The following is a 25,187-nucleotide window of genomic DNA, read 5'->3' on the forward strand; positions in this document are numbered from 1 at the left end:
GCCCCCCCCCCCGCGGGTGGGGCGCCGTTCGCGTGTGACGGATGGTAAAGTGTGTGACGCGTCCGCTCGGACGCCCTCCGCGCCCGTGAGTCCGCCGGGTCGCCCTCTCTTTCTCCCCCACCGTGCCGGTCCTGCGCAGAGTCCCTTCATGGACATCCACGCGTTTCCCACCCAGCTGGCCCGCACGCAGCGCCTGTCCCTCGGCCTGCCGCGCGCCTTCACCCTCTCCCCCGACGGCCGCAGGGCGCTGTTCCTGCGCACCCGTGGCCCCGAAGACCGCACAGGCTGCCTCTGGCTGCTCGACGGCGGCCACGAGCGGCTGCTGGCCGCCCCCGAGACGCTCGGAGCGCACGGGCCCGTTCCCGAGGCCGAGCGCGTCCGCAGGGAACGAGCCCGGGAACACGGCGCGGGGGTGGTCGCCTACAGCGCTGACGCCGACCTCCGCGTCGCCGTCTTCGCCGTGAACGGGCGGCTGTGGGCGGTGGACACCCGCGAGGGCAGGCCGTGGCGGGTGCCCACCGAGGGCCCCGTGACCGACCCTCGCCTCGACCCCACGGGCGCCAGGGTGGCCTACGTCTGCGAAGGCGCGCTGCACGTGAGCGAGCTGGACGGCGGGAGGCTGCTGCGCATGGCAGCGCCTGACGGTCCCGAGGTGGTCTGGGGGCTGGCCGAGCACGTGGCGGCCGAGTCCATGCACAGGAGCCGCGGCCACTGGTGGTCACCCGACGGGCGCAGGCTGCTGGCCGCCAGGGTGGATCACTCCCCCGTCCAGCGCTGGTGGATCGCCGACCCCGCCGACCCGTCCAGGCCGCCGCGCCCGATCCGCTATCCCGCCGCGGGCACCGCCAACGCCCTCGTCACCCTTCACGTGCTCGGCCTCGACGGCGAGCGCGTCGAGCTGGACTGGGACCGCGAGTCCTTCGAGTACGTCACCGCCGCCCGCTGGGACGCCCACGGCCCGCTCATCGGCGTGCAGAGCCGCGACCAGCGCACGCTGCGGATCCTGGCCGCCGACCCTGGCACGGGCGCGACCACGCTCCTGCACGAGCAGCGCGACCCCGCCTGGGTCGAGCTGATCCCCGGCACCCCCGCCCGCACCGCCTCGGGCGCGCTCGTCCACACCGCCGACTCCCCCCTCACCCGGCGGCTGCTGGTGGACGGCGTCCCTGTCACCCCCGAGGGACTGCAGGTCGCCGAGGTCCTCGACGTCAGCGGCGAATCGGTGCTCTTCCTGGCCACGGACGAGCCCACCGAGAGACACCTGTGGTCGTACGACCCCTCGCGCGGCGCCGTACGGCTGAGCGAGGAGCCGGGCCTGCACACCGGCCACCGGTCGGCCGGCGCGCTGCTCGTCGCCTCGCACACCCCGCACGGCCACTCCTTCCGCCTGCTCCGCGACGGCCTGCCGGACACCGAGATCGCCTCGCTGGCCGCCGAGCCGCTCCTGTCGCCGCGCGTCACCTGGCTGAGGGCGGGCGCGCGGGAGATCCGCACCGCGCTGCTGCTGCCGTCCTGGCACAGGGCCGGCGCGGGCCTGCTGCCCGTCCTGATGGCCCCCTACGCGGGGCCCGCCATGCAGCTGGCGGTCAGGGCCAGGCACTGGTGGCTGTGCGAGGCGCAGTGGTTCGCCGAGTCGGGGTTCGCCGTCGTGGTCGCCGACGGGCGCGGCACCAGGGGACGCGGGCCCGCGTGGGAGAAGGCCGTCCACGGCGACACGCTCACCGCGCCGCTGGAGGACCAGGTGACGGCGCTGCGCGCGGCCGCCGCGCACTGCCCCGAGCTCGATCTCGGCAGGGTCGCCATCCGCGGATGGAGCTACGGCGGCACGCTCGCGGCGGCGGCCGTGCTGCGCAGGCCCGAGGTCTTCCACGCCGCCGTCTCCGGCGCCGCGCCCAGCGACCAGCGGCTGTACGACACCCACTGGCGCGAGCGCTTCCTCGGGCATCCCGATCAGGAGCAGGCGAACTACGAGCGCTCCTCGCCGATCGGCGACGCGGCGCGGTTGCGACGGCCCCTGCTGCTGGTGCACGGCCTGGCCGACGACAACGTGGTGGCCGCGCACACGCTGCGGATGTCGGCGGCGCTGCTGGCGGCGGGCCGTCCGCACCAGGTGCTGCCGCTGCCCGGCGCCGCCCACGCGCCCACGGGGCAGGCGGCCGTCGCGGGGCTGCTGCACTGCCAACTGGACTTCCTGCGGCAGGCGCTGGACCTCACCACCCGAGGTGGGGCGTCGGGGCCGTCCCGCGCGCAATAGGGTTGGCTTCGCCGTCCACACGATTCAGGAGAGCCGTTGCTGTACCAGATGGTGAAGTTCGTCGCCGCGCCGATGGCGCACGTGATGTGGCGCCCGCACATCTCCGGCGGTCACCACGTCCCCGCCACGGGTCCCGCCATTTTGGCCGCCAACCACCTGGCGGTGATCGACTCCTTCCTGATTCCCGCGCTGCTGCCCCGCCACGTGACCTTCACCGCCAAGAGCGAGTACTTCTCGGGCAACCCCGTCTCCCAGTGGTTCATGCGGCTGGGCGGCAGTCTGCCGATCGACCGCGAGTCGGCCGGCGCCGCCCAGGCCATGCTCGACAGCGCCGCCGAGCTTCTCGAGCGCGGCGAGCTGTTCGGCATCCATCCTGAGGGCACCCGCTCGCCCGACGGCCGCCTGTACCGCGGCAAGGTCGGCGTGGCGTGGCTGGCGCTGAAGACGGGCGCCCCGGTGCTGCCCGTCGCGCTGTCGGGCACCGAGAACGTGCTGCCCCTCGGCGCCAAGGTGCCGCGCTTCACGAAGATCGGCATCAAGATCGGCGCGCCGATGACGTTCGAGGGCGACTACAAGAACGCCCGCGACCGGCGCCGGGTGACCGACGAGATCATGGTGGAGATCCAGAAGCTGTCCGGTCAGGAGTACGTGCCCGCCTACGCCTCCAGCGTCAAAGCCGGAATGTCGTGAATCATCGACAGGTAGGCTCTGCTACCTGTCGATGACCGGGGGGATGGCTCGTGCCGCGTGGCCGGACGATCGCGATAGTTTCAGGGGTCAGTGTGCTTGCGGTGGGGGCCGCGGCCGGGGGTGCCTGGTGGGTGCTGCACACGCGCGGCACCCCGCAGGAGAGCGCCCAGCGCTTCGCCGCGGCCTGGCAGGCGGCCGACACGGGCGGAATGACGGCCGAGCTGGCCGCTCCCGCCTCGCTGGCCGCCTACGAGCAGCAGCGCAAGGGGCTGAACGTCGAGCGGACCATCGTCAAGCTCGGGCAGGCCGTCGAGACGGGCGACGGCACCGCCAGGGCTCCCTACACCGCCACCCTGACCCTGAGGAACATCGGCGACTGGACCTACACCGGTCAGATCGATCTGAAGGTCGCCGACAGGGCATGGAAGGTCGACTGGTCGCCCGCGACCGTGCACCCCTCGCTGACCGGCCAGGCCGACTTCTCTCTCAAGACGGACTGGCCGGCGCGGGCGGCGATCACCGACTCCTCGGGCGAGCGCATCGACACGGGCCAGGCAGGCGGCTCGGTGCAGCAGTTGGTCGGCTTCCTGGACAAGGCCACCGCCAAGGACGTCGCCAAGCTCGGCCCCTCCTACAAGGTCGGCGGGGCCGTCGGCAGGGGCGGTCTGCAGGAGACCTTCCAGGCGCGCCTGGCGGGCACCCCCGCCACCAAGATCCTGCTCGGCGGCAAGACGCTGGCCACGATCAAGGGCAGCGAGGGCAAGCCGCTGGAGACCACCCTCGACCCCCGCGTGCAGGCCGCCGCCGTCGGCGCCGTCCGCGACCTGGACAAACCCGCCTCCCTGGTGGCGGTACGGCGCGGCACGGGCGAGATCCTCGCCGTCGTCAACAACCGCGGCGGCTTCAACAGGGCGCTCGACGGCCGCTACCCGCCGGGCTCCACCTTCAAGGCCGTCACCGCGCTGGCCCTGCTCGCCGAGGGTGTCTCACCCACCGAGCGGGTGACCTGCCCCAAGTACGCCACGGTCGGAGGCCTGAAGGTGCGCAACTCCGAGCACGCCGAGTACGGCTCGCTCACCTTCTCCGACGCCTTCGCCTACTCCTGCAACACCACCTTCGCCCCGCTGGCCGCCGAGCGGCTGGGCTCCGACAAGCTGCTGAGGGCGGCCGAGATGGTCGGCTTCAACCAGCCGCTCAACATCGGCGTCCCCGCCGCCAAGGCCAGCTTCCCCAAGGCCGAGTCCGACGCGGAGCTGGCCGCCGAGTCCTTCGGCCAGGCGCGCATCACCGCCAGCCCGCTGGTGATGGCCTCGGCGGCCGCCGCGCTCGCCGACGGCACCTGGCGCCCGCCGACGCTGGTGAAGGGGCTCAAGCAGAAGGCGAAGGAGGTCAAGCTGCCCGAGGGGGTGGCCGACCAGTTGCACCCGATGATGTCCGCGGTCGTCACCAAGGGCACCGCCAAGGCGGCGGGCCTGCCGTCGGGAACGCGCGGCAAGACCGGCACCGCGGAGTACGGCAGCGGGCCCGAGCTGCCTTCCCACGCCTGGTTCATGGGCTACAGCGACGACGTGGCCTTCGCGGTCGTCGTGGAGGGCGGTGGCGGCGGCGGCAAGGTCGCGGCCCCTGTGGCAGCCGACTTCCTGCGCGGCCTCTGAGCCGGGAAACCCTCGGCTCTCGTCAGAAGGCCAGGGCGGCGGCCTCGTGGCGGAGCATCAGCACCAGCAGCGTCGCGACGAGGGTGGCGATCAGCAGCCAGCTGACCATGATGATGACGGTCGAGCGGCGTGGACGGCGGCGCGGAACGGGCTTCTCACCGTTCGCCTTGGCCTCGCGCCGACGCTCGGACTCCTCGCTACGGCGCACACGGTCGTTGAACGACTCCAGGCGGGCGACGAGCCGTGGATCCTCGTCGACGAGGTGGCGCTCGATCTGGGCCAGCAACCGCTCCTCGTCCTGCGACCAGGCCATGGTGCACCTCCGGAACGCAAGCTCTGTGCCCCGTTTCCTGCCCAACCGTGAAGATCATTATCCGTTCCAAGGGTAGGTAATTACTGGCTCTTTCCTGTTGCGATCACTATCGAACCTGCGTTCTAATCATGGGATGCGCTGGGACAACCTGCGTCTGGCCGACGCCGAGGACGACGCTTCCGCCGTGCCGCTGTTCGCGCGCGGCGCGGTGGCGCGCACCTTCGACACGCCTGAGTTCAAGGGGATGACCTTCTACGAGATTCAGGCCAAATCCATCATCAACAAGGTCCCGGCGGCCAGCAGGGTCCCCTTCACCCACACCATCAACCCCTACAGGGGGTGCAGCCACGCCTGCTCCTACTGCCTGGCGGGCGACACGCCGGTCCTCATGGCCGACGGCCGTGCCAAGCCTATCGCCGAGCTGCGCGCCGGCGACCGGATCTTCGGCACGCGAGTGGTCGGCGGGCGGCGGCGCCATGTGGTCACCGAGGTGCTCGACCACTGGTCGACGGTGAAGGCGGCGCACCGGGTGACCCTCGCCGACGGCACCCGCCTGGTGGCCAGCGGAGAGCATCGCTTCCTCACCGAGCGCGGCTGGAAGCACGTCACGGGTGAGGGCGCGCGGCCGTTCCTCCGCGACGGCGATCGGCTGGTGGGCTGCGGGCGCTTCGCCGCGCCTCCCAAGCGGGACGACGACTACCGGCGCGGCTACCTGTGCGCGATCCTCTCCTCGCCCTGCGCCCTCCAGCAGGAGGGCCACCCCGTGCGGAAGGCCGGGGAGCGCGCGCTGCCCGAGGAGGCGCTCGACAGGGCGCGCTCCTACCTCGGCCACTTCGGGGCCGATCCGGCCCTGCCGAGCGCAGGGCGCGAGCCCTCGGGCCTGTTCGCGGTGGCGGAGTCGCCTTCCGGCGAGTGGATGAAGGGCTTCGTGGCCGGCTGCCTCGACGCGGGAGGCGGGCACGAGGCCGACCGCCTCCGCGCATGCCTGTCCGCCCTGGGCTTCGACCGGCTCGACACGAGCCCGGCCTCGACGGGGTCCGGCGAAGACCCGGCCCCGACCGCGCCGCGAGGAGACCCGGCCGCGATCGCCCTGCGAGGGGGCCCTGCCACGTGGCTGCGGCTTCTGCACACCGTCGATCCCGCCGTTCCAGGCCCGCACGGCCTCGAGGGCGCCGTCGTCGAGTCGGCGGCCGACCTGAGGGTCGTGTCGGTCGAGCCGCTCGGCGTCAGGACGCCGATGTACGACATCACCACCGGCACCGGCGACTTCATCGCCGACGGCGTCGTCTCCCACAACTGCTTCGCCAGGAAGACCCACGAGTACCTCGACCTCGACGCCGGCCACGACTTCGACTCCAAGATCGTGGTGAAGGTCAACGCCGCCGAGCTCGCCCGCAAGGAGCTGGCCTCGCCCCGCTGGGGCGGGCACCACGTGGCGATGGGCACCAACGTCGACTGCTACCAGCGCGCCGAAGGGCGCTACCGGCTCATGCCGGGCATCCTGCGGGCGCTGACCGAGGCGGCCAACCCGTTCTCCATCCTCACCAAGGGCACACTGATCCTGCGCGACCTGCCGCTGCTGGTGGAGGCGGCGGGGGTGAGCGAGGTGAGCGCCGCGTTCTCGGTGGGCTTCGTCGACGAGCGGCTGTGGCGCGCGGTGGAGCCGGGCACGCCCCATCCGAGAAGGCGGCTGGAGGCCTGCCGCAGGATCACCGACAGCGGCATCGCCTGCGGGGTGCTGATGGCGCCGATCCTGCCCTATCTGTCCGACTCCCCCGAACAGCTGGAGGCGGTGGTGCGGGAGATCGCGGCCTCGGGGGCGACACACGTCACGCCGATCGTGCTGCACCTGCGGCCAGGGGCGCGCGAGTGGTTCCTCGGCTGGCTCTCGCGCGAGCATCCGCGCCTGGTGCCGCGCTATCTCGAGCTGTACGGCAGAGGCGCCTACGCGCCCAAGGCCTACCAGGAGCGGGTGAGCGCTCAGGTGAGGGAGCTGGCCAGGCAGTACGGCATCGGCCGGAGGGCCTCCTGGCGGATCCAGCCGGACAAGGCCCCGCCACCCGAGCAGCTATCCCTTCTGTGAGACTAAATAGCCAAATGGGTATTAATGCGCGTGATGCCCGAATAGCGGGCCGACATCACGGGGGAAAGATCCATGGCAGAGGAGCGGAAGAAACCCGTCGCCAAGTCAGGCAAGGCCAAGAAGGCGACCATCAAGGCCACCAGGGCCGCCAAGAACGCCAAGCGGGAGTCCACCAGGAAGCCGGAGGCGGAGTAGTCTCCGCCCCGGCGCCGGTGAAATCATGATCAGGCAGCCGGAGGCCGATCCGGCTGCCTGATCACGGAGCGGACATTGACGGCCTACCTGCGCTTTCCAGCGATCTTCAAAGATGTGGTGGTCTTCGCCGCCGAAGACGACCTCTGGATGGTCGCCGCGCAGGGCGGCCGCGCCTTCCGGCTGACCGCGGGCCTGGCTGAGGCGGCCTACCCGCGCTTCTCCCCTCGCGGGGACCAGCTCGCCTTCGTCGGCAGGGAGGAGGGCCCGGAAGAGGTGTACGTGATGCCCGCGGGCGGCGGGGCGGCCAGGCGCGTCACCTTCCACGGGGCCCGCTGCACCGTCACCGGCTGGGATCCGCAGGGCAGGGTGCTGTACGCCAGCGACGAGCGGCAGCCGTTCGAGGGGCAGAAGTGGCTGCACAGGGTGCTGCCGGGCGGCGTGCCCGAGCGCCTGCCGTACGGCCCTGCCACCAGCATCAGCCACGGGCCGCGCGACATGATCGTGCTGGGCCGCAACACCGCCGACCCGGCCCGCTGGAAGCGTTACAGGGGCGGCACCGTGGGCGACCTGTGGATCGATCCCTCGGGGCGGGGCGACTGGCGGCGGCTGATCAGCCTGCCGGGCAATCTCGCCTCGCCCTGCTGGAGCGACGACAGGGTCTGCTTCCTGTCCGACCACGAGGGCACGGGCAACGTCTACTCCTGCGCCCCCGACGGCTCCGACCTGCGCAGGCACACCCATCACGACGACTACTACGCCCGCAACCTGTCCAGCGACGGCCACACGCTGGTCTACCACGCCGCCGGCGACCTCTACGTCCTCGAGCCGGGCAGCAGGACCAGGAAGGTCGAGGTGCTGCTGGCCAGCTCCCGCACCCAGCGCAACAGGCGGTTCGTCGAGGCCGCCGACCACCTCGACAGCGCCGCCCCGAGCCCCGACGGCAGCAGGCTGGCCATCACCACGCGCGGCAAGGCCTACACCTTCGCCGGATGGGAGGGCCCCGTCCAGCAGCACGGGGAGGTCGACGGCGTCCGCTACCGCTTCCTCACCTGGACGGGCGAGGGCAGCCTGGTGGCCGCCGCCAGCGACGAGGGCGACCGCGAGATCCTCGTCCTGCTCGACGGCAGGCGCCAGACCCGCCTCGACCACCTCGACACCGGCCGCGTCACCGACCTCGTGGCCTCCCCCGCCGGCGACCTGATCGCCGTCACCAACCACCGCCACGAACTGCACGTCGTCGATCTCGCCGCGCGCACCACCACGCTGGTCGAGGCCAACCCGCACGCCGCCGTCGAGGAGCCCGCCTGGTCGCCCGACGGGCGCTGGCTGGCCTACGTCAGCCCCACCAGCGGGCAGCACACCGCGATCAAGCTGCATCACGTGCCCACGGGGCGCACGGTGGAGGCCACGCACCCGGTGCTGAAGGACTCCGGCCCCGCCTTCGACCCCGAGGGCCGCTACCTCTACTTCATCGGCCAGCGCGTCTTCAACCCCGTCTACGACGCGCTGCAGTTCGACCTCGGCTTCCCGCTCGGCACCCGTCCCTACGCCATCGCCCTGCGCAAGGACGTCCCCTCCCCCTTCGTGCCGCAGCCGCGGCCGCTGGCCGCCGGGGACGACGACGAGGACGACGAGCACGGCGAGGAGGGCGGCGACGAGCGGGCCGAGCTGACGATCGACGTGGACGGCCTGCCGGACCGGATCACCGCCTTCCCGCTGCCCGAGGGGCGCTACGAACGGCTGGCGGGCCTGAGGGGCAAGGTCCTGATCCTGTCGAGCCCCATCGAGGCCGACGACGGCACGCTGCACCTGTACGACTTCGACAAGCAGAAGAACGAGACCTTCGCCGAGGACGTCGGCGACTTCCAGCTCGCCGCCGACCACAGGAGCCTTCTCTACCGTTCGGGTGATCGCCTGCGCCTGCTGAAGGCGGGCGAGATCCCCGACCACGACGACGACCACGCCTCGAGGAGCAGCGGCTGGATCGACCTGGGCCGCGTCAAGGTCTCTCTCAGCCCCGAGGCCGAGTGGCGGCAGATGTTCCGCGAGGCCTGGCGGCTGCAGCGCGAGAACTTCTGGTCCGCCGACATGGCGGGCCTCGACTGGCAGGCGGTCTACGACCGTTACCTGCCGCTGGTCGACCGCGTCAGCACCAGGGGGGAGCTGTCCGACCTGCTGTGGGAGCTGCAGGGTGAGCTCGGCACCAGCCATGCCTACGAGATCGGCGGCGAGTACCGGCCAGGACCCGACTACACGCAGGGCAAGCTCGGCGTCGACTGGGACTACCGCGACGGCCTCTACCACATCGGCCACATCGTCCAGGGCGACAGGTGGGATCCCGAGGCCACCTCGCCGCTCAACAGGCTCGGCCTCGACGTACGGCATGGCGACGCCCTCCTGGCCGTCAACGGCGTGCCCATCGACGAGGCCACCACCCCCAACCAGGCGCTGGTCAACCAGGCGGGCCAGGAGGTGCTGCTGACCCTGCGCAGAGGAGAGCAGACCTTCACCGCCGCCGTCCGCGCGCTGGCCGACGAGCAGCCCGCCCGCTACCGCGACTGGGTCAACCTCAACAGGGCCCGCTGCCACCAGCGCAGCGCGGGGCGCGTCGGCTACGTGCACATCCCCGACATGGGCAGCGCCGGATTCGGCGAGTTCCACCGCGCCTATCTCGCCGAGTACGACCGCCAGGCCCTGATCGTGGACGTGCGCTTCAACGGTGGAGGGAACATCTCCGCGCTGTTGCTGGACAAGCTCGCCCGCCGCCGCCTCGGCTACGACCACCCCCGCAGGGGCGAGCCGGAGCCCTACCCGCCCGAGTCGCCCAGGGGCCCGCTGGTGGCCATCACCAACGAGTGGGCGGGCTCCGACGGCGACATCTTCAGCCACACCTTCAAGCTCCTCGGCCTCGGCCCGCTGATCGGCAAGCGCACCTGGGGCGGCGTCATCGGCATCTGGCCGCGCCACCGCCTGGCCGACGGCACCCTCACCACCCAGCCCGAGTACTCCTTCACCTTCATCGAGGGCGACAGGGAGGTGGAGAACTACGGCACCGACCCCGACCTCGAGGTCGACATCACCCCCCAGGACTACGTCAGGGGCGTCGACACCCAACTCGAAACAGCCATTGACCTGGCACTGAAAAGGATCATTCACAGCTGACGTTCAGACTTTGCAACCTTTGTCCGCCTTAAAGCGTCTAAAGATCGAAAGCGGGGGAACGCGCCACGGGGACAGACGACGCGTGAACTCGGTCGCAGGCGAGAAGGGGACCCAGAGTGCGTGCACTGGCAGGCAAGGGTAAGGCGGCCATATACCGGCTCTACGAAGCCAACAACCGCAGGCGGGCGCGCTCGGCGCCGCCACCCTCGACCGACCGGGTCCACATCCTGCTCCTGCACGCGTACGGGATGGGCGGCACCATCAGAACGGTCTTCAACCTGGCCGGCTATCTGGCCTCCACCGGTCGTGAAGTGGAGATCGTCTCCATCCTCAAGGAGGCGGAGGAGCCGTTCTTCCCCGTCGACCCCCGGGTGAAGTTCCGCTTCCTCGACGACAGGCTCATTCCCAGGACGGGTGTGCGGGGGCGTCTGTCGAAGATGCCCAGCAAGCTCATCCCTGAGCAGGAGGCCGCCTACCACCGCTTCAACCTCTGGACCGACCTGCAACTGGCCCGATGGATCCGGTCGATCGACACCGGCGTCATCATGGCCACCAGGCCAGGACTCAACCTGGCCCTGGCCCAGCTCGCCCTGCCGAGCGTCATCACCATCGGCCAGGAGCACGTGGCCCTGCAGGGGCAGCCGCAGCCGGTCCAGGAGCTGATCAAGCGCCGCTACCGCTCCTTCGACGCGCTCGTCACCCTGACCAAGGCCGACCTGCGCGACTACCGCGAGACGCTGCGGCGCAAGCCCAAGAAGCTGTTGCGCATCCCGAACGCCGTGCCGCCCATGCCGGGCGAGATCTCCAAGCTGGAGAACAAGGTCGTCCTCGCGGTCGGCCGGATGACCAAGCTCAAGGGCTTCCACCGCCTCATCACCGCATGGGAGACCGTCGCCGCCGCCCATCCCGACTGGAAGCTTCGCATCCTCGGTGCCGGCCCGCAGGAGGACAACCTGCGCGCCCAGATCACCGAGGCGGGGCTCGAGGGCAAGGTCGAGCTGCCGGGGCCGTCCAACAACGTGGCGGGCGAGCTGGAGAAGGCCTCGATCTTCGTGCTCAGCTCGCGTCATGAGGGCTTCCCCATGACCATCCTGGAGGCCATGGCCAAGGGGCTGGCGATCGTCAGCTTCAACAGCCCGCACGGCCCCAAGGAGATGATCACCGACGAGGTCGACGGCCTGCTGGTCAAGCCGCGCACCAACGCCAACCTCGCCACCGCCATCATGCGCGTCATCGAGGACGAGGAGCTGCGCCACCGCCTGGCCGAGGGCGCGCTGGCCACCGCCGCGACCTACGACGTCGACTCGATCGGCGCCCGCTGGGACGCGCTTCTGGACGAGCTGCTGGCCCGCCGCAACGGCACCTACGTCAAGCCCACTCCAGCAGCTCCACCGGCTCAGTGATGACGTCGACGAGCGCGCCGTTGCGCAGCACCGTGATCGGCAACGGCCGCCCTATCGCGTCGGCGAACATCAGCCGCTGAAGGCTCTGCGCGTCACCCACCGGGCTGCGGCCTGCGTTCACCACCAGATCGCCCGCCCGCAGCCCGGCCCTCGCCGCCGGCGAGCCGCTCACCACCTGCACCACCCGCAGCGCCCTCCGCTGCCCGAGCCGCTCCGCGAGCGCCTCGGGCAGCGGAGCGGGCGAGGTCACCAGCCCGAGGTAAGCCCTGCGGACCCTGCCGTCGCTGATCAGCGCGGCGATGATCGCACGCGTCGTGGAGTTCACGGGTACGGCCAGGCCCACGCCGATCCCCGCCACCGCCGTGTTGATCCCGACCACCCTGGCACTCGAGTCGGCCAGCGCCCCGCCGGAATTTCCCGGGTTGAGCGCGGCGTCGGTCTGGATGACGTCCTCGATGAGCCGCCCGCCCACCGGCAGTGAACGGCCCAGCCCCGAGACCACGCCCGCCGTCACCGACCCCGCCAGGCCCAGCGGGTTGCCCACCGCCACCACCAGCTGGCCCACCACCAGCGCGTCGCTGTCGCCGAGCAGCGCGGGCTCGGGCGTCGGCCCCTGCGCCTTGATCACCGCCAGGTCCGACAGCGGATCGCGGCCCACCAGCGTGAAGTCGCCGGCCGAGCCGTCGGCGAAGGCCACGCTCCCCGATCTCGAGGAGCCCACCACGTGCGCGTTCGTCAGAAGGAAACCGTCGGAGGTGAACACCACCGCGGAGCCGCTGCCCCTGCCCGCGCGCACGCCGGCCACCTTCGGCTGCAGCTCGGCGGCGACAGAGGAGACGGTACGGGAGTAGGCGTCGAGGGGATCGGACATGCGAGACCTCCCGGGCGAATTACACGATTACACGATTACACGGTAACTCGCCTGTCCCCCGAGCGCGCCTGCGAGCGCGTCAGCCGAGCGCACTTGCGAGCGCGTCAGCCCAGCGCCCGCGCGCGCGTCAGCCGATCGTGATCGCCAGCGCGGCGCCCGCCGCCGCCGCGCCCAGCCCCGCCACCACGCTGAGCACCACGTTGGCCACCGCCCTGAGGCGGAAACCCTCCTCGGCCAGGCGCACCGTCTCGTAGCCCAACGTCGACCAGGTCGTCAGCGCCCCGCAGAACCCCGTGCCCGCCAGCGCCATCACGCCAGGCGAGGCCGCGAGCCCGACGAGGAAGCCCAGTACCGCGCTGCCCGCGACGTTGACCGTCAGGGTGCCCCACGGGAACAGCGTGCCGTACCGGGACTGGACCAGCCGGTCGACCAGGTAGCGCAGCGGCGCGCCCACCGCCGCGCCCAGCGCCACCAGCAACGCCGGCGGCAGCGTCTCCTGGATCGCGCTCACCGCAGCACCAGCCGTGTCAGCCGTGCGCCCGCCCACACCGCCGCCAGGGCCGTCAGCACCGTGGCCAGCAGGTAGACCAGGCCCACCAGCGCGGCGCCCGAGGCGATCAGACGCTGGAAGTCCACCACATAGGTGGAGAAGGTGGTGAACCCGCCCAGCACGCCCACACCGGCGAACGGCCGCACCAGCGGATGCGGCGCACGCGCACGCGTGATCACCGCCATGAGGACCCCGATCAGCAGGCAGCCGAGCACGTTCGTCGCGAACGTCGCCCAGGGAAAGCCCCCGGCGGGCACGGGGAAGGCCACAGCCAGGCCGTAGCGGGCCAGCGCGCCCACCATCCCGCCCAGCGAGATCACTCCGAGCACCCGCCATCGGCCGGGCCCCAGCTCCGCCCGTTGCTCCTCGACCCGCAGGTCGACATCAGGATCGACAGGATCTCCCACGCCATCCCCCGGGTCTGAACGCGGTCTCCTCGCACCCAGGCGAGGGCGACGAGTTCCACCGCCGCACGATTCCCACAGCCTAACGCCCCCGTGTCAAACTCCCCGGAGGCGGGAACCTACCGAACGGGAGGCGCCACTTGAGCACACGTGACGCGATCGCCGTACTGGCGGCCGCCGTACTCCTTGCCGCCTTACTCGGCAACAACCCGCAGCAGACCGCCAAAGCCACCGCCACGCCCCTCGAGAACCCCGACGGCACCAGGCCAGGCCTCGCCCCGCTCACCAGCAGAGCCGACAGGACGGCCGCCCGCCACCTCATCGGCAGGCTAAGGACCAAGGGCATGGGCCCCAAGACGGGCTACACCCGCACCCGTTACGGCGAGAACTGGGCCGACACCGCCGCGAACGTCCCCTACGCGGGCAACGGCTGCCGCACCCGCGACGACCTGCTCGTCCGCGACGGCCACGACCTGTCCTACCGTGGCGGCTCGCCCTGCGACGTCGTCGCTCTCAGCCTCGACGACCCCTACACCGGACGCACCATCGCCTGGCGCAAGAAGCACGCCGACGACATCCAGGTCGACCATGTCGTCCCGCTGTCCTACAGCTGGCGCATGGGGGCCGGCCGCTGGTCGGCGGCCAAGCGCCTGCGCTTCGCCAACGACCCGCTCAACCTGCTGCCCGTCGACGGCGACACCAACGAGGCCAAGGGGGGCTCAGGACCCGCCTCCTGGCTGCCGCCCCAGCGCCGCGTCCGCTGCGCCTACGCCGTCCGTTTCGCCCAGGTCGCGCTCAAGTACGGCATGCCCGTCACCCGAGCCGACCGCGCCACCATGATCAGAGTGTGTCGTTAGACCAGTCGAACCCCTTGTCGAACGTGATGTCGGCCAGGATCTGCTGCCCCTCGGAGTTGGGGTGGAAGTAGTCCCACTTGCTCACCTGCGCCAGCGTGAACCGATAGGCGAACACGGCGCCCTCGTCGGTACGGCAGCGCGGGCCGAACGCCGCGCACGCCCTGGCCCACTCCCTGTTGAAGTCGCGCACCCGATCACGCACCCGGGCCCGCCGCTGCACGTCGGCCCGCTTGGTCGAGGTCGGGTTGGCCAGCATCGCCTGGCAGATGCGCCCCAGCCCCCAGAACGTCCTCGCGATCGCGTTGTCCTTGCCCACCTGCCACAGCCTGCGCAGGTCGGGGATGCTCGCCACGAACACCCGCGCCCCCGGCAGCTCGGCCCGCAGCCTGCCCATCGCCGCCTCCACTCGCCGCCTGAACAGCGCCACCGGCGTCATGGCCGCCTCCGTGGGCACGCACGCGTCCTGGGCGCCGAGCAGGATCGTCACGTACTCGGCCTTCTCGGCGATGGCCTTGTCCACCTGCCCCATCAGATCGGCGCTCGTCGCACCAGGCACGGCGAAGTTGCGGTTGTGCCCCCGAAGCGAGGGCCCCCGCTCGGCCAGCCGCACGTAGTGGCTGCGCACCTCCGCGTTGTCGCCCGCCGACCACGAACGCGACGTGCACGAGACGTACCAGCCGCAGGCGTTGAACCCCGCGCTGACCGAGTCGCCCAACGCCGCCATCACCCCAGGCAACGGCTCCAGCGAGGCCGCCGCCGCGGAGCTCGTCACGGAGCCCGACCCTGAGACCAGCACGACGGCGGTGAGCACGTGACGGATCATGGCCCTTAAGGTAGGGAGCGTCAGACGCCAAGGCCACGACCAGGACCCACTTCCTATCGTGGCTTGACACGATCAAGATAAGCCCTATACAACTCCATGTCTGATTTTCGAGCTTAAGGTGGCCGATGGGCAGGGGCCCGAATCGAACATGTTCAGCTCCCGCATAGCATGTCTTGAGTGAGTGTCGCGCTCGGAATAACCCGCCCTCTGCCGGTTCGCACCATCCCGATCGGTGACCCCGGTGACCTGCTCTCCCGCCTGCCGTCCACCGCCCCCTACGCGTGGATCAGGAACGGCGAGGGTCTCGCCGGATGGGGCGAGGCCGCCAGAGTCACCGTGCCACCAGGCCCGGACCGCTTCGCGTGGGCCCGCCAGTGGCTCAACTCGGTCCTCGCCGACACCCACGCCACCGACGGCAACGGCCACCGGCACGGACCCGTCGCCTTCGGCACCTTCACCTTCGACGAGAACTCACCTGGCTCCACCCTCGTCGTCCCCCAGACCGTCCTGACCCGCCGCGGAGGACAGGCCTGGCTCACCAGCATCGGCGAGCCCACTCTCGGCCAGGACGTGACTCCCATCACCTATCCCGGCCGCATCAGCTACGGCGACGGCAGCCTCACCGCGCCCGCGTGGGAGGGCATCGTCGCGCGCGCCTCCCAGCGCATCCGCGAAGGCGAGCTCGAGAAGGTCGTGCTGGCCCGCGACCTCACCGCCACCGCCGAACACCCCATCGACATCCGCCTCCTGCTCACCCGCCTGGCCACCCGCTACCCCGACTGCTACACCTTCTCGGTCGCGGGCCTGGTCGGCGCCACCCCCGAACTTCTCATCCGCAGGGCAGGACAGCAGATCGAGTCACTCGTCCTGGCCGGCACCACCACGCGCGGCGTCAACCCCGCCGACGACGTCGCCCGCGGCGCCGCCCTGTTCGCCTCCGCCAAGGACAGGCACGAGCACGAGTGCGCCATCGCCTCCGTCCGCCACGCGCTCACCCCGCTGTCGGCCACGCTCGACGTGCCCGACGAGCCCGAGCTCCTCGTCCTGCCCAACCTCCAGCACCTGGCCAGCCACGTCACGGGCACGCTCGCCGACGGCGCCTCCGTCCTCGACGTCGTCGCCGCCATGCACCCCACCGCTGCCGTCGGCGGCACCCCCACCGACACCGCGATCACGCTCATCCGCGAGCTCGAAGGGATGGACCGCTCCGGCTACGCAGGGCCCGTCGGCTGGATCGACGCGCACGGCGACGGCGAATGGGGCATCGCGCTGCGCTCGGGCATCGTCGAAGGCAACCGCGCCAGGCTCTTCGCCGGCTGCGGCATCATGGGCGACTCCGACCCCGCAGCCGAACTGGCCGAGGCCCAGACCAAGTTCCGCGTCATGCAGTACGCCCTGGAGGGATAGAGCCGCCGCACCGCCGCCTGCGGCGGCGTCGAGGTCACGGCCGACGGGTTGATCAACGACGGACGACACGTCACCCTGGTAGCGCGCCGGAGAGGCGACCCGCCGCGACGACAGCCCGCCTCCCGGCTCCCGCTGGGACGAGCGCACCGAACGCCGGCGGCACCTGTCCCAGTGATCGCGGTCTACCCCTTGCCGAGCAGGACACGGGCGGCGGGGACGACCTCACGGACCCAGGCGGTCAGCTGCGCGGCGTCGGCGTTCTCGGGCCAGTACACGAAGGAGTCGAAGCCCACGTCGCCGGCCAGGTGGGCGATGACCTCGGCCCACTGCGCGGCGGTGGCCCTGATGGGAGCCTCACCCTTCAGGACGACCTCGCCAGGGGCGTCGGTGATGTGGCCGACCAACTGGGCGATCCTGGTGATGTCGGAGGGCCGCCGCCCCGCCTCGATCGCGGCCGTGTCGATGATCTCCTGGGACTCACGCCACTTCTCGTAGGGCAGGTAGTGCGGGATGGGGGCGGCCCAGCCGTCGGCCAGGCGCCCGGTCTGGGCCAGGGCCCTGGGTCCGACGCTGCCGAACCAGATCCCGATCGGGTGCGCGGGCGCCGGGCCGCCGTGCACGCCGGCCATCGAGTAGTGCTCGCCTGTCACCCTGACGCTCCCGTCCGGTCGCCAGAGGGCCCTGATGATCTCGACCGCCTCCTCCAGCGCGACCTGGTTCTGGCCCGCGGTGCGGTCGGGGCCGCCGAAGGCGGTGATCGCCTGGCGGTAGCCACCCGCTCCGAGACCGAGTTCGAAGCGCCCACCACTGAGCAGGTCGAGCGTGGCCGCCGCCTTGGCGATCACACCGGGACCGCGGAGCGGCAGGCTAGCCACATCAGGAAATATCCGGATCCGCGTGGTGTCGGCGAGCAGTGTGGCGATCACGCTGAACGTGTCGGCCAGGCCGCCCGCGTAAGGGTGGTCCTGCACACCGAGGAGGTCGAGCCCCTCCCGGTCGGCCAGCCTGGCCAGCTCGCGGATCCCGGAAAGGTCGTCAGCGGACGGGGACAGCTGGACGCCGAAACGATAGGCCATGACGATCTCCTTGGGACGACAAGATTGTTCGGTCGAAGGCGACCCTAAACCGTTCGGTTTCGCCGCCGACCTTCGGGCGGCGCTGATCGACCTCGTGATCGACTGGGGCAGGATCCTCCTCCGCGTCATCGGCGGGATCGACCGGTTTCTCCAGCTCGGGAGGCTCTGCTATCGGGTCAGCGACGACATGAACAACCGCCCCCTGATCGACGGCGCGCTCAGCTCTCGGGGACGTGGATCTCCGCGCCGAGATCGACCGTGGCGCGGCCCGCCGTCAGCGTGGCCACCCACTCGGTGAACGAGGCCACCTCGTTCTCCCCCACCGCGACCGAGAACGACACCTCGCCCCCGTAGCTCACCTCGCGCACCGGGTACGCCGACACCCGCAGGTCGTTCTCCACCCTGCCCGCCTGCTCGTGCCCCACCGACACCCGCACCAGTCTGGCGGGCACCATTCGCACGGGCTCGACCCTGTCGAGGGTCTCGGTCACCGCCGAGCCGTACGCCCTGGCCAGACCGCCCGCGCCCAGCAGCACCCCACCGAAGTAGCGGGTCACCACCGCGACCACGTCGTTGAAGCCGCGCCCGACCAGGGCCTGCACCATCGGCGTGCCGGCCGTGCCGCCGGGCTCGCCGTCGTCGTCGCCCTTCTGCAGGCGCTGCCCGACGACGTAGGCGGTGCAGTTGTGGGTGGCGCCCTGGTGCAGCCTGCGCCGCTCGGCGATGAACTCCGCCGCCTCCTCCGCGCTTCCCGCCGGCGCCATCGCGCAGATGAACCGCGACCGTTTGACCTCGGTTTCGTGCTCGGCGCGGGTTCTCAGGGTGAGGTACGGGAGGGCCACCGACCCAGGCTATCGCCTTTACAAAGTAGAACAGCTTGATTATGACTGACTGGTCATTCATAATCGGCTTCATGCCGAAGAGAGTCGACCACGCCGCGCGCAGGCAGGAGATCCTCCAGGCGGCCGTGCGGGTGTTCGCCCGCAAGGGCTTCGCCTCCTCGCGCATCGAGGACGTCGCCGCCGAGGCGGGCATCGCCAAGGGCAGCGTCTATCTCTCCTTCGACAGCCGCGACGCCCTGCTCCAGGCCGCCTTCGAGTCGTATGCCGCCGGATCGGCGCAGCTGCTGGCCTCGCTGGAACCGGGTCCCGCGCTCGATCGGCTGGCGACGCTGGTGCGGCGGGTGGTGGCGATGCTCGCCGCCCACCCCGACCACGCCCGCGTGCTGGTGGACCTGTGGTCGGCGGGCCCGCCGCTGGACATGGCCGCCGTCTACCGCGACTACCGCGAGGCGATCGCGGGCCTGCTGCGACAGGCCCGCGAGGAGGGCGCGCTGCGCCCCGGCATCGACGAGCGGCACGCCGTGGTGATCGTGGCGGCCATCGAGGGCTGTCTGCTGCAGTGGCTGGTCGACCCAGAGCTCCCGCTCGCCGACCTGGCCGCCCCCATCATCGAGGTCTGCGTAGAGGGAGTCCGCTCATGACGATGGCCGACAGGCTGATCGCCCCCGGCGCCACCAGGGGCGAGGTGCTGGTCTCCTTCGGCACCGCCTTCGCCGGCGCCGCCCTGTCCGTCGCCCTGGCCGTGGGCGCGGGGCTGCCCGCGCTCGCCGTCGGCGTGATCGCGGTGGTCGCCTTCGACCTGTACGGCGGAGCCGTCGTCAACGCCACCCGCTCGGCCAAGCTCTGGTTCCACCGGCCGGGCCGTACCGCGAGGCACCACCTGGGTTTCGTGGCCGTCCACGTGCAGCCGTTCATCCTGGCCTGGGCGGTGCCCGGGTTCGGGTGGACGGCGGCGGCGGTCGTCTACGGCTCCGCTCTCACCGCCGCACTGGCGGTGACGGCCACTCCCCCACCGCTGCGCAGGCCCGTCGCCTTCGCCGCCACCGCGCTTGCCCTGATCTGGACCACCAGCCTCGTCAGCGTGCCGCACGCCGTGGCCTGGTTCGCCCCGCTCCTGCTGATCAAGCTCCTGCTCGCCCACCTCCTTCCCGAGGAAGCCGGCCGCTGACCGCCTACGGCGCGCCCTCTCGTGGCAGACGCCGGACGGCACAGCCGCCGGACGGCAGAGCCACCGGATGGCGATCCCGTCGGCGAAGCCGTACGGGATGGCCGGGCAGCGGGGTCGGGACCGGGGCGACGGCAGGAGGCGGTTATGGCGCCTGCGGACGGCCGTGGAGGGCGGACAGGAGGGCGTTGAGGGCGGGCTGACCGAGGGAGGTCTCGCGTACGGCGGTGTGGATCGAGCGGACCGGGGCCGGGTCGCGCAGGTCGCGGACGACAACGCCCGGATGGGGGCCGGACAGGGCCAGCCGCGGGATCAGTGTGACGCCAAGACCGGCGGCGACGAAGCCCTGGGCGGTGGCGTAGTCCTCGCCGTCGACCGTGAACTCCGGGTGGAAGCCGGCCGCCGCGCAGCCCGCCAGAAGAGCGTCGAGGCAGGGGCCGGGCCGTTCGCCGCAGACCCACGGTTCGCCGGCGAGATCGGCCAACTCCAGGACGTCCTCGGCGGCCAGCGGGTGCCCGGTGGGCAGGACGGCCAGGTAGGGGTCGTCGAGCAGGTGGTCCAGCCGGACGCCCTGGTGAGGCAGGCCGCGGGGCCGTACCACGACGGCGAGGTCGGCCCTGCCTCGCAGCACCTCGGGCAGCGGGTCGTCGGGGTCGGTCATGCCCAGGTCGATCAGCACGTCTGGGCGCTCCCGGCGGAAGCGGGCCAGCGCGGGCGCCACCAGCACGGCACCGGCCGTGGCGAAGTACCGGACCGAGAGCCGCCCGGACCGGCCGGCCCGCAGGTCAGCCAGCGCGGCCTCCGCCTCGGCCACCTGCTCCCCGATGACGGCCGCGTACTTCGCCAGCAGCCGCCCCGCCATCGTGGGCCGCACGCCGCGGCCGACCCGTTCCAGCAGGGCGATGCCGGCCTGCTTCTCCAGCGCCGCCACCTGCTGACTGATCGCCGACGGGGTGTAGCCCAGCGCCTCGGCGGCGGCCGTCACCGTCCCCCTGGTGACGACCTCGTGGAGAACCTGCATGCGCCGCGCGTCGAGCATGTAGCAGAGCTTAAAGGTGAGTCCACGACTTCGCGCTTGTCCTGACGGTTCGAGCTCGGGCACCGTTCATCTCGGCCCCCATCATCGGACGAACGGATCATGGACTCCAGCTCCCCCTGGCGGATCGCCGGCTTTCGCACCCTGTTCACCGCGAGCACGCTCAGCCAGCTCGGCGCCAACGTCGGCTACATCGCCGTCCCGCTGATCGCGGTCTCCGCGCTCGGTGCCGGCCCCGGCCAGGTCGGGGCGCTGGCCATGCTGAGCACGGTCGCCTTCCTGGTCATCGGCCTGCCCGCCGGCGCCTGGGTGGACCGGCTACGGCACCGGCGGGTGCTGATCACCGCCGACGTGGCGCGCGCGGCGCTGTACGCCTCGGTCCCGCTGGCGTGGTGGCTGGACGCACTCACCCTGCAGCAGCTGTACCTGGTCGTCGTGCTGCACGGCTGCGCCACCGTCTTCGCCGACATCGGATCCCAGAGCGTGCTCCCGCAGGTGGTGGGCCGTGACCGGCTTGTGCCTGCCAACGCGGCCGTCATGACCCTCATCGCGCTCGGCAACGTGGCAGGGCGCGGCGCGGGCGGCGGCCTCGTCCAGGCGCTCAGCGCGCCCGTCGCCGCGGCCTGCGCCGCCGCCGGCTATCTCGTCTCGGCCCTGCGGCTCATGTCCCTGCCCCGACTGCCCGCGCCGCCTTCGCCGGGAGGACGCCTCCCGCTGCGCACGCAGATCGCGCAGGGCGTGCGGCATGTGTTCGGCGACCGCGAGCTGCGGGCGCTGGCGCTCACCGCGTCCTTGAACAATCTGGGCTCCCAGATCGTCAACACCATGCTGCCCGTGCTGTTCGTGCGCGAGTTGGGCCTGCCCGCGGGCGCCCTCGGCCTGTTCTGGGCGGTGGGCGGTGGGCGGGACTGGCCTGCTCCTCGGCGCCCGCTGCGCAGGGTGGGCGGGCCGGTGGCTGGGCCATGGCCGCGCCCTGGCGCTGGCCGGCCTTTGCCTGGCCCCCGCCGGGCTGCTCCTGCCGTTCCTCGACCGCGGGGCCGGGCTCTGGCTCGCCGGGGCCGGGTACCTGCTGGCCATGTTCAAGACCGGCATGGACAACGTGCTCGGCGTCAGCCTGCGGCAGCGGATGACGCCCGACCCCCTGCTGGGCCGCATGAACGCCACCTTCCGCACCCTGCTGACCGGCGCGCTCGCGACCGGCGCCGCCATCTCCGGCCTGATCGGCGAGCTGGCCGGGGTGCGTGTCACCTTGTGGGTGGGAGCCTGCGTGCTGGCCACGGCGTTCCTGCCGGTCTTCCTCTCCCCTCTCAGGACCAGACACGACCTGCCCGAGCAGCGGTCCGAGCCGCCCACGAGCGGCGGCGGGCCGCAGCAGGGGGACCTCGCCCCTTCCCGTCCCTGATCCGGCGCCCTCCTCCTGATCCCGGGCTCCCCCGATCCACCGGCGTCCCCGATCGCCCGTCACCTTCGAGGTACGGCTCCGAAGCGCCTCGTCTCCTCGGCGACCTGGCCGGACAGCGGCAGCGCCGCGCTCGAGGACACGCCGATCAGGAAGCTTCGCGAGGCGGGCGCGCCCTCCTCGCGTAGAGCCCGGTAGGCGGCCATCGGCTCACCGGCAGGGCCGGCCGCTGGGCCGCTCCCCTTCGCCATCCTGAAGATTTCCCGTTATCCGTCCTTGCGTCCATTGAACCGTATGGTGTACGGTACAGCGTACTAGACACACTGAGGAGAAGCTCTTGCCACAGAACGACATCCGGCCCTTCCGTCTCGACGTGGCCCAGGCCGACCTGGACGACCTGCGCGAGCGGCTCGACAGGGTCCGCTGGCCCGACGAGGTACCCGGACTCGGCTGGCAGTACGGCGTGCCCCTGGCCCACCTGCGCGACCTCGTCGACCACTGGCGTACCGGCTACTCCTGGCGCGAGGCCGAGTCCGAGCTCAACGCCCACCCGCAGTTCACCACCGAGATCGACGGGCAGAACATCCACTTCCTGCACGTCCGCTCGGCCAATCCCGACGCGCTTCCGCTGCTGATCACTCACGGCTGGCCCAGCTCCCCCGTGGAGTACCTGGACGTGATCGAGGCCCTGTCGGCCGACTTCACGCTCGTCATCCCCTCGCTGCCCGGCTACGGCCTGTCGGGCCAGACCCGCGAGGTCGGCTGGGGCTCCACCCGCATCGCCAGAGCGTGGCTTGAGCTGATGACCAGGCTCGGCTACGACCGGTTCGGCGTGCAGGGCGGCGACTGGGGCACCTGGATCTCCAGGGAGATCGGCGTGCTGGCCCCCGAACGCGTCGTCGGCATGCACGGCAACGGCATCATCTGCTTCCCCATGGGCCTGCCGGGCGAGCTCGACGGCCTCACCGAGGTCGAGCAGGAGCGGATGGCCTTCCGTGAGCGCTACATGACCGAGCAGTACGGCTACAAGCTCATCCAGTCCGCCCGCCCGCAGACCTTCGCCTACGGCATGGCCGACTCCCCCGTCGCGCTGCTGTCGTGGTTCACCGGCGTCTTCCACGAATGGAGCGAGGCCGAGATCCCCCGCGACCGTCTGCTGACGAACGTGATGCTCTACTGGCTGACCAACACCGCGGGCTCGGCGGCCCGTTCCTTCGTCGAGACGCCGGACACCGACCAGGACACCTCGGTGGAGTGGGAGCTCAAGCCCGCGACGGTGCCCACGGCGGTCTCGGTGTTCCCCAAGGACATCCTGCGCCCGATCCGCAGGTTCGCCGAACGGGACAACAACGTGGTGAGCTGGGTCGAGCACGACCGCGGCGGCACCTTCGCCGCGCTCGAGCAGCCGGACCTCTACGTCGCCGACGTCCGCGCCTTCTTCACCTCCCTCGCCTGAGCGTCAGCGGGCGGGTCCGGGAGCGGACGGCCGCTCAGGCGTGGTGCGTTCGCGTAGCCGGCCCTCCCTGCGTTCTGGCCCGCGCTGCGAGGAGGAGGAGCTCGTCGACCTCCCACTGGTCGCCGGCGTGCCTGCCGTACCTGTGAGAGAGGATCCGCCCGCCAGGGTCGATGAGGAAGTCGGCGGGCAGCCCGAGCACCGTCTCCCCGCCCGTGGGGTACGGCCTGCCGCCGCGGAGCAGGCCGCGGGCGACCACCGGCCACGCGCCTGGCCGCATCGGGGTGGTCCAGGCGCGCGGATGCAGCACCGCTCCGGCGGAGGTCTCCACCCCGAACTCGGCGTACAGCCGCCTGGCGGGGTCGGCGATCGCGGCGAAGGGCAGCAGGCCCTGGTGGGGCAGCATGTCCTCGGCGCAGGAGTGGAAGACCACGATCTCGTGGACGCCCGCGGCCCTGATCTCCTCGTGCCGCGCGGCGATCGTGCGCAGGTGCATGTTGCAGATCGGGCAGCCGGCGTAGCGGCGGAACTGCAGGTGCGTCAGCCCGTCGGGGGCGGGCAGTCGCACGCGCTCGCCCGTGATGGTGCTCAGCTCGCGGGCCTCGACGGTCCTCATCGGGCCGCCGACCTGATGAAGTCGTCGACGATCTGCGCCAGCCGCGGCCCCTGGTCCTCCTGGACGAAGTGACCGCCGCCGACGATCGTGGTGTGCGGCAGGCCCTTCGCGCCGGGAATGCGCTCCCTGAAGGCCGTGTGCGCCTGGCCGAGCACGAAGTCTCTGTCGCTGAAGGCGCACAGGAACGGGGTGTCGAGGCTTTCCAGCACCTCCCACGCCTTGCGGTTGGCAGGGGCCGCCTCGTCGGCGGGGGTGATGGGGATCAGCAGCGGGAAGCGGCGGGCGCCCTGCACGTGGTCCTCCTCGGGGAAGGGCGCGTCGTAGGCCGCGACCACCGCGGGGTCGAGGTCGGTGACGGTGCCGGTCGCGACGACCTGCCCAGCGCTGAACGGCCGCATGCGCTGGCTGTGCTGCAGCCACTGGGCGTAGAAGGGCCCCATGTCGCCCTGGTCGCCGGCGTGCAGGACGGTGTTGGTCGCCACGACGCGGCGGAACCTGTCAGGGTGCTCGGCCAGCAGGCGCAGGCCAAGCAGGCCGCCCCAGTCGTGGCAGACCATCGTCACGTCACGCAGGTCGAGCCGGTCGAAGACGGTCTCCCGCAGCCAGTCGACATGGCTCTGGTAGGTGTAGGCGAAGCGGTCGGCGGGCTTGTCCGAGCGACCGAACCCGACCAGGTCGGGTGCCAGGCACCGGTGCCCCGCCGCGACCAGCGGCGGGATGACGTGCCGGTACAGGTAGCTCCACGTCGGCTCGCCGTGCAGCAGCAGCACCGTCTCGCCCGAGGGCCGCTCCGGGCGCTCGTCGAGGTAGTGGACTCTGATGCCGTCGCCGAGTTCGACGTAGTGCGGCTCGAAAGGGAAGTCGGGCAGGTTCTCGAACCGGTCGTCCGGTGTGCGAAGGATGTTCATGCCTCCTGAGAGCGGGTGGACGCCG

The 25,187-nt window shown here is 71.6% G+C and carries 24 protein-coding genes and 1 pseudogene; 14 read left to right on the forward strand and 11 right to left on the reverse strand.

Annotated elements, in window-relative coordinates; genetic code table 11:
- Positions 1 to 148: 148 nt before the first annotated feature.
- From ABFX50_RS33400 to ABFX50_RS33410, 3 genes are all read left to right on the forward strand, one after another.
- The gene (locus ABFX50_RS33400; RefSeq protein WP_346152051.1) at positions 149 to 2,254 is read left to right on the forward strand and encodes a S9 family peptidase; all 2,106 of its coding nucleotides are present in this window, start codon (positions 149 to 151) and stop codon (positions 2,252 to 2,254) included.
- Positions 2,255 to 2,290: 36 nt separating this feature from the next.
- Positions 2,291 to 2,944: a lysophospholipid acyltransferase family protein gene (locus ABFX50_RS33405; RefSeq protein ID WP_346152053.1), complete on the forward strand. Its 654-nt coding sequence runs from the start codon at positions 2,291 to 2,293 to the stop codon at positions 2,942 to 2,944.
- Between the two features lie 131 nt (positions 2,945 to 3,075).
- Positions 3,076 to 4,599, forward strand: coding sequence for a penicillin-binding transpeptidase domain-containing protein (locus tag ABFX50_RS33410; RefSeq protein ID WP_346152055.1), 1,524 nt, complete (start codon positions 3,076 to 3,078; stop codon positions 4,597 to 4,599).
- 22 nt (positions 4,600 to 4,621) lie between these two features.
- Here ABFX50_RS33410 and ABFX50_RS33415 read toward each other — a convergent pair whose 3' ends face one another.
- Entirely contained in the window at positions 4,622 to 4,912 is a 291-nt protein-coding gene (locus tag ABFX50_RS33415) for a DUF3040 domain-containing protein (protein WP_346152057.1), read from the reverse strand.
- 133 nt (positions 4,913 to 5,045) lie between these two features.
- On the opposite strand from ABFX50_RS33415, the gene ABFX50_RS33420 reads away from it, so the two are divergent.
- The 4 genes from ABFX50_RS33420 (at position 5,046) to ABFX50_RS33435 (ending at position 11,755) form a co-directional block, all read left to right on the forward strand.
- Positions 5,046 to 6,995 (forward strand): intein-containing Rv2578c family radical SAM protein, encoded by a 1,950-nt coding sequence (locus ABFX50_RS33420; RefSeq protein ID WP_346152059.1) that lies wholly within the window; start codon positions 5,046 to 5,048, stop codon positions 6,993 to 6,995.
- Positions 6,996 to 7,067: 72 nt separating this feature from the next.
- The gene (locus tag ABFX50_RS33425) at positions 7,068 to 7,190 is read left to right on the forward strand and encodes a hypothetical protein (RefSeq protein WP_281388543.1); all 123 of its coding nucleotides are present in this window, start codon (positions 7,068 to 7,070) and stop codon (positions 7,188 to 7,190) included.
- A gap of 75 nt (positions 7,191 to 7,265) precedes the next feature.
- The gene (locus ABFX50_RS33430) at positions 7,266 to 10,352 is read left to right on the forward strand and encodes a S41 family peptidase (RefSeq protein ID WP_346152061.1); all 3,087 of its coding nucleotides are present in this window, start codon (positions 7,266 to 7,268) and stop codon (positions 10,350 to 10,352) included.
- A gap of 116 nt (positions 10,353 to 10,468) precedes the next feature.
- Positions 10,469 to 11,755 (forward strand): glycosyltransferase family 4 protein, encoded by a 1,287-nt coding sequence (locus tag ABFX50_RS33435; RefSeq protein ID WP_346152063.1) that lies wholly within the window; start codon positions 10,469 to 10,471, stop codon positions 11,753 to 11,755.
- On the opposite strand, the gene ABFX50_RS33440 is transcribed toward ABFX50_RS33435, so the two are convergent.
- From ABFX50_RS33440 to ABFX50_RS33450, 3 genes are all read right to left on the reverse strand, one after another.
- The gene (locus tag ABFX50_RS33440; RefSeq protein ID WP_346152065.1) at positions 11,721 to 12,626 is read right to left on the reverse strand and encodes a S1C family serine protease; all 906 of its coding nucleotides are present in this window, start codon (positions 12,624 to 12,626) and stop codon (positions 11,721 to 11,723) included. The two genes, ABFX50_RS33435 and ABFX50_RS33440, sit on opposite strands and share 35 nt — an antisense overlap.
- 127 nt (positions 12,627 to 12,753) lie before the next feature.
- Positions 12,754 to 13,137 (reverse strand): fluoride efflux transporter CrcB, encoded by a 384-nt coding sequence (gene crcB, locus ABFX50_RS33445; protein ID WP_346152067.1) that lies wholly within the window; start codon positions 13,135 to 13,137, stop codon positions 12,754 to 12,756.
- Positions 13,134 to 13,583 (reverse strand): fluoride efflux transporter FluC, encoded by a 450-nt coding sequence (locus tag ABFX50_RS33450; RefSeq protein ID WP_346152069.1) that lies wholly within the window; start codon positions 13,581 to 13,583, stop codon positions 13,134 to 13,136. Before ABFX50_RS33450 ends, crcB begins: the two co-directional genes overlap by 4 nt.
- A 137-nt stretch (positions 13,584 to 13,720) precedes the next feature.
- On the opposite strand from ABFX50_RS33450, the gene ABFX50_RS33455 reads away from it, so the two are divergent.
- The gene (locus ABFX50_RS33455; protein ID WP_183660992.1) at positions 13,721 to 14,437 is read left to right on the forward strand and encodes an HNH endonuclease family protein; all 717 of its coding nucleotides are present in this window, start codon (positions 13,721 to 13,723) and stop codon (positions 14,435 to 14,437) included.
- On the opposite strand, the gene ABFX50_RS33460 is transcribed toward ABFX50_RS33455, so the two are convergent.
- A complete protein-coding gene (locus ABFX50_RS33460; RefSeq protein WP_183660994.1) occupies positions 14,421 to 15,260 on the reverse strand; it encodes an SGNH/GDSL hydrolase family protein in 840 nt (279 codons plus the stop codon). The genes ABFX50_RS33455 and ABFX50_RS33460 overlap by 17 nt on opposite strands.
- Positions 15,261 to 15,437: 177 nt before the next feature.
- Between ABFX50_RS33460 and ABFX50_RS33465 the strand changes: the two genes are divergently transcribed.
- Entirely contained in the window at positions 15,438 to 16,667 is a 1,230-nt protein-coding gene (locus ABFX50_RS33465; RefSeq protein ID WP_346152072.1) for an isochorismate synthase, read from the forward strand.
- 182 nt (positions 16,668 to 16,849) lie between these two features.
- On the opposite strand, the gene ABFX50_RS33470 is transcribed toward ABFX50_RS33465, so the two are convergent.
- The gene (locus tag ABFX50_RS33470; protein ID WP_346152074.1) at positions 16,850 to 17,743 is read right to left on the reverse strand and encodes an LLM class flavin-dependent oxidoreductase; all 894 of its coding nucleotides are present in this window, start codon (positions 17,741 to 17,743) and stop codon (positions 16,850 to 16,852) included.
- A 218-nt stretch (positions 17,744 to 17,961) separates the two neighbouring features.
- Positions 17,962 to 18,585, reverse strand: coding sequence for an IMPACT family protein (locus ABFX50_RS33475; RefSeq protein WP_346152076.1), 624 nt, complete (start codon positions 18,583 to 18,585; stop codon positions 17,962 to 17,964).
- Positions 18,586 to 18,656: 71 nt separating this feature from the next.
- On the opposite strand from ABFX50_RS33475, the gene ABFX50_RS33480 reads away from it, so the two are divergent.
- Complete coding sequence (locus tag ABFX50_RS33480; RefSeq protein WP_183661000.1) at positions 18,657 to 19,226, forward strand: TetR/AcrR family transcriptional regulator; 570 nt, start codon at positions 18,657 to 18,659, stop codon at positions 19,224 to 19,226.
- Complete coding sequence (locus ABFX50_RS33485) at positions 19,223 to 19,753, forward strand: hypothetical protein (RefSeq protein ID WP_346152078.1); 531 nt, start codon at positions 19,223 to 19,225, stop codon at positions 19,751 to 19,753. The genes ABFX50_RS33480 and ABFX50_RS33485 overlap by 4 nt, the downstream gene beginning before the upstream one ends.
- 142 nt (positions 19,754 to 19,895) lie before the next feature.
- Here ABFX50_RS33485 and ABFX50_RS33490 read toward each other — a convergent pair whose 3' ends face one another.
- Entirely contained in the window at positions 19,896 to 20,789 is an 894-nt protein-coding gene (locus ABFX50_RS33490) for a LysR family transcriptional regulator (RefSeq protein ID WP_346152080.1), read from the reverse strand.
- A 99-nt stretch (positions 20,790 to 20,888) separates the two neighbouring features.
- Here ABFX50_RS33490 and ABFX50_RS33495 point away from each other — a divergent pair.
- A pseudogene (locus ABFX50_RS33495) lies at positions 20,889 to 21,623 on the forward strand (MFS transporter); the annotation flags it as partial.
- A 61-nt stretch (positions 21,624 to 21,684) separates the two neighbouring features.
- Positions 21,685 to 22,188, forward strand: a complete 504-nt coding sequence (locus ABFX50_RS33500) for an MFS transporter (protein WP_346152204.1) — start codon at positions 21,685 to 21,687, stop codon at positions 22,186 to 22,188.
- Between the two features lie 59 nt (positions 22,189 to 22,247).
- Here the strand turns inward: ABFX50_RS33500 and ABFX50_RS33505 are convergent, their stop codons facing one another.
- A complete protein-coding gene (locus ABFX50_RS33505) occupies positions 22,248 to 22,436 on the reverse strand; it encodes a hypothetical protein (protein WP_346152206.1) in 189 nt (62 codons plus the stop codon).
- An 86-nt stretch (positions 22,437 to 22,522) separates the two neighbouring features.
- Between ABFX50_RS33505 and ABFX50_RS33510 the strand changes: the two genes are divergently transcribed.
- On the forward strand, positions 22,523 to 23,641 hold the full coding sequence (locus tag ABFX50_RS33510) for an epoxide hydrolase family protein (protein WP_346152082.1): 1,119 nt from the start codon (positions 22,523 to 22,525) through the stop codon (positions 23,639 to 23,641).
- 34 nt (positions 23,642 to 23,675) lie between these two features.
- Here the strand turns inward: ABFX50_RS33510 and ABFX50_RS33515 are convergent, their stop codons facing one another.
- Entirely contained in the window at positions 23,676 to 24,254 is a 579-nt protein-coding gene (locus tag ABFX50_RS33515; protein WP_346152083.1) for a peroxiredoxin-like family protein, read from the reverse strand.
- Entirely contained in the window at positions 24,251 to 25,162 is a 912-nt protein-coding gene (locus tag ABFX50_RS33520) for a haloalkane dehalogenase (protein WP_346152085.1), read from the reverse strand. Before ABFX50_RS33520 ends, ABFX50_RS33515 begins: the two co-directional genes overlap by 4 nt.
- Positions 25,163 to 25,187 lie beyond the last annotated feature (25 nt).

The organism is Nonomuraea recticatena (assembly GCF_039533245.1).
In the GTDB taxonomy this organism is placed as follows: domain Bacteria; phylum Actinomycetota; class Actinomycetes; order Streptosporangiales; family Streptosporangiaceae; genus Nonomuraea; species Nonomuraea roseola.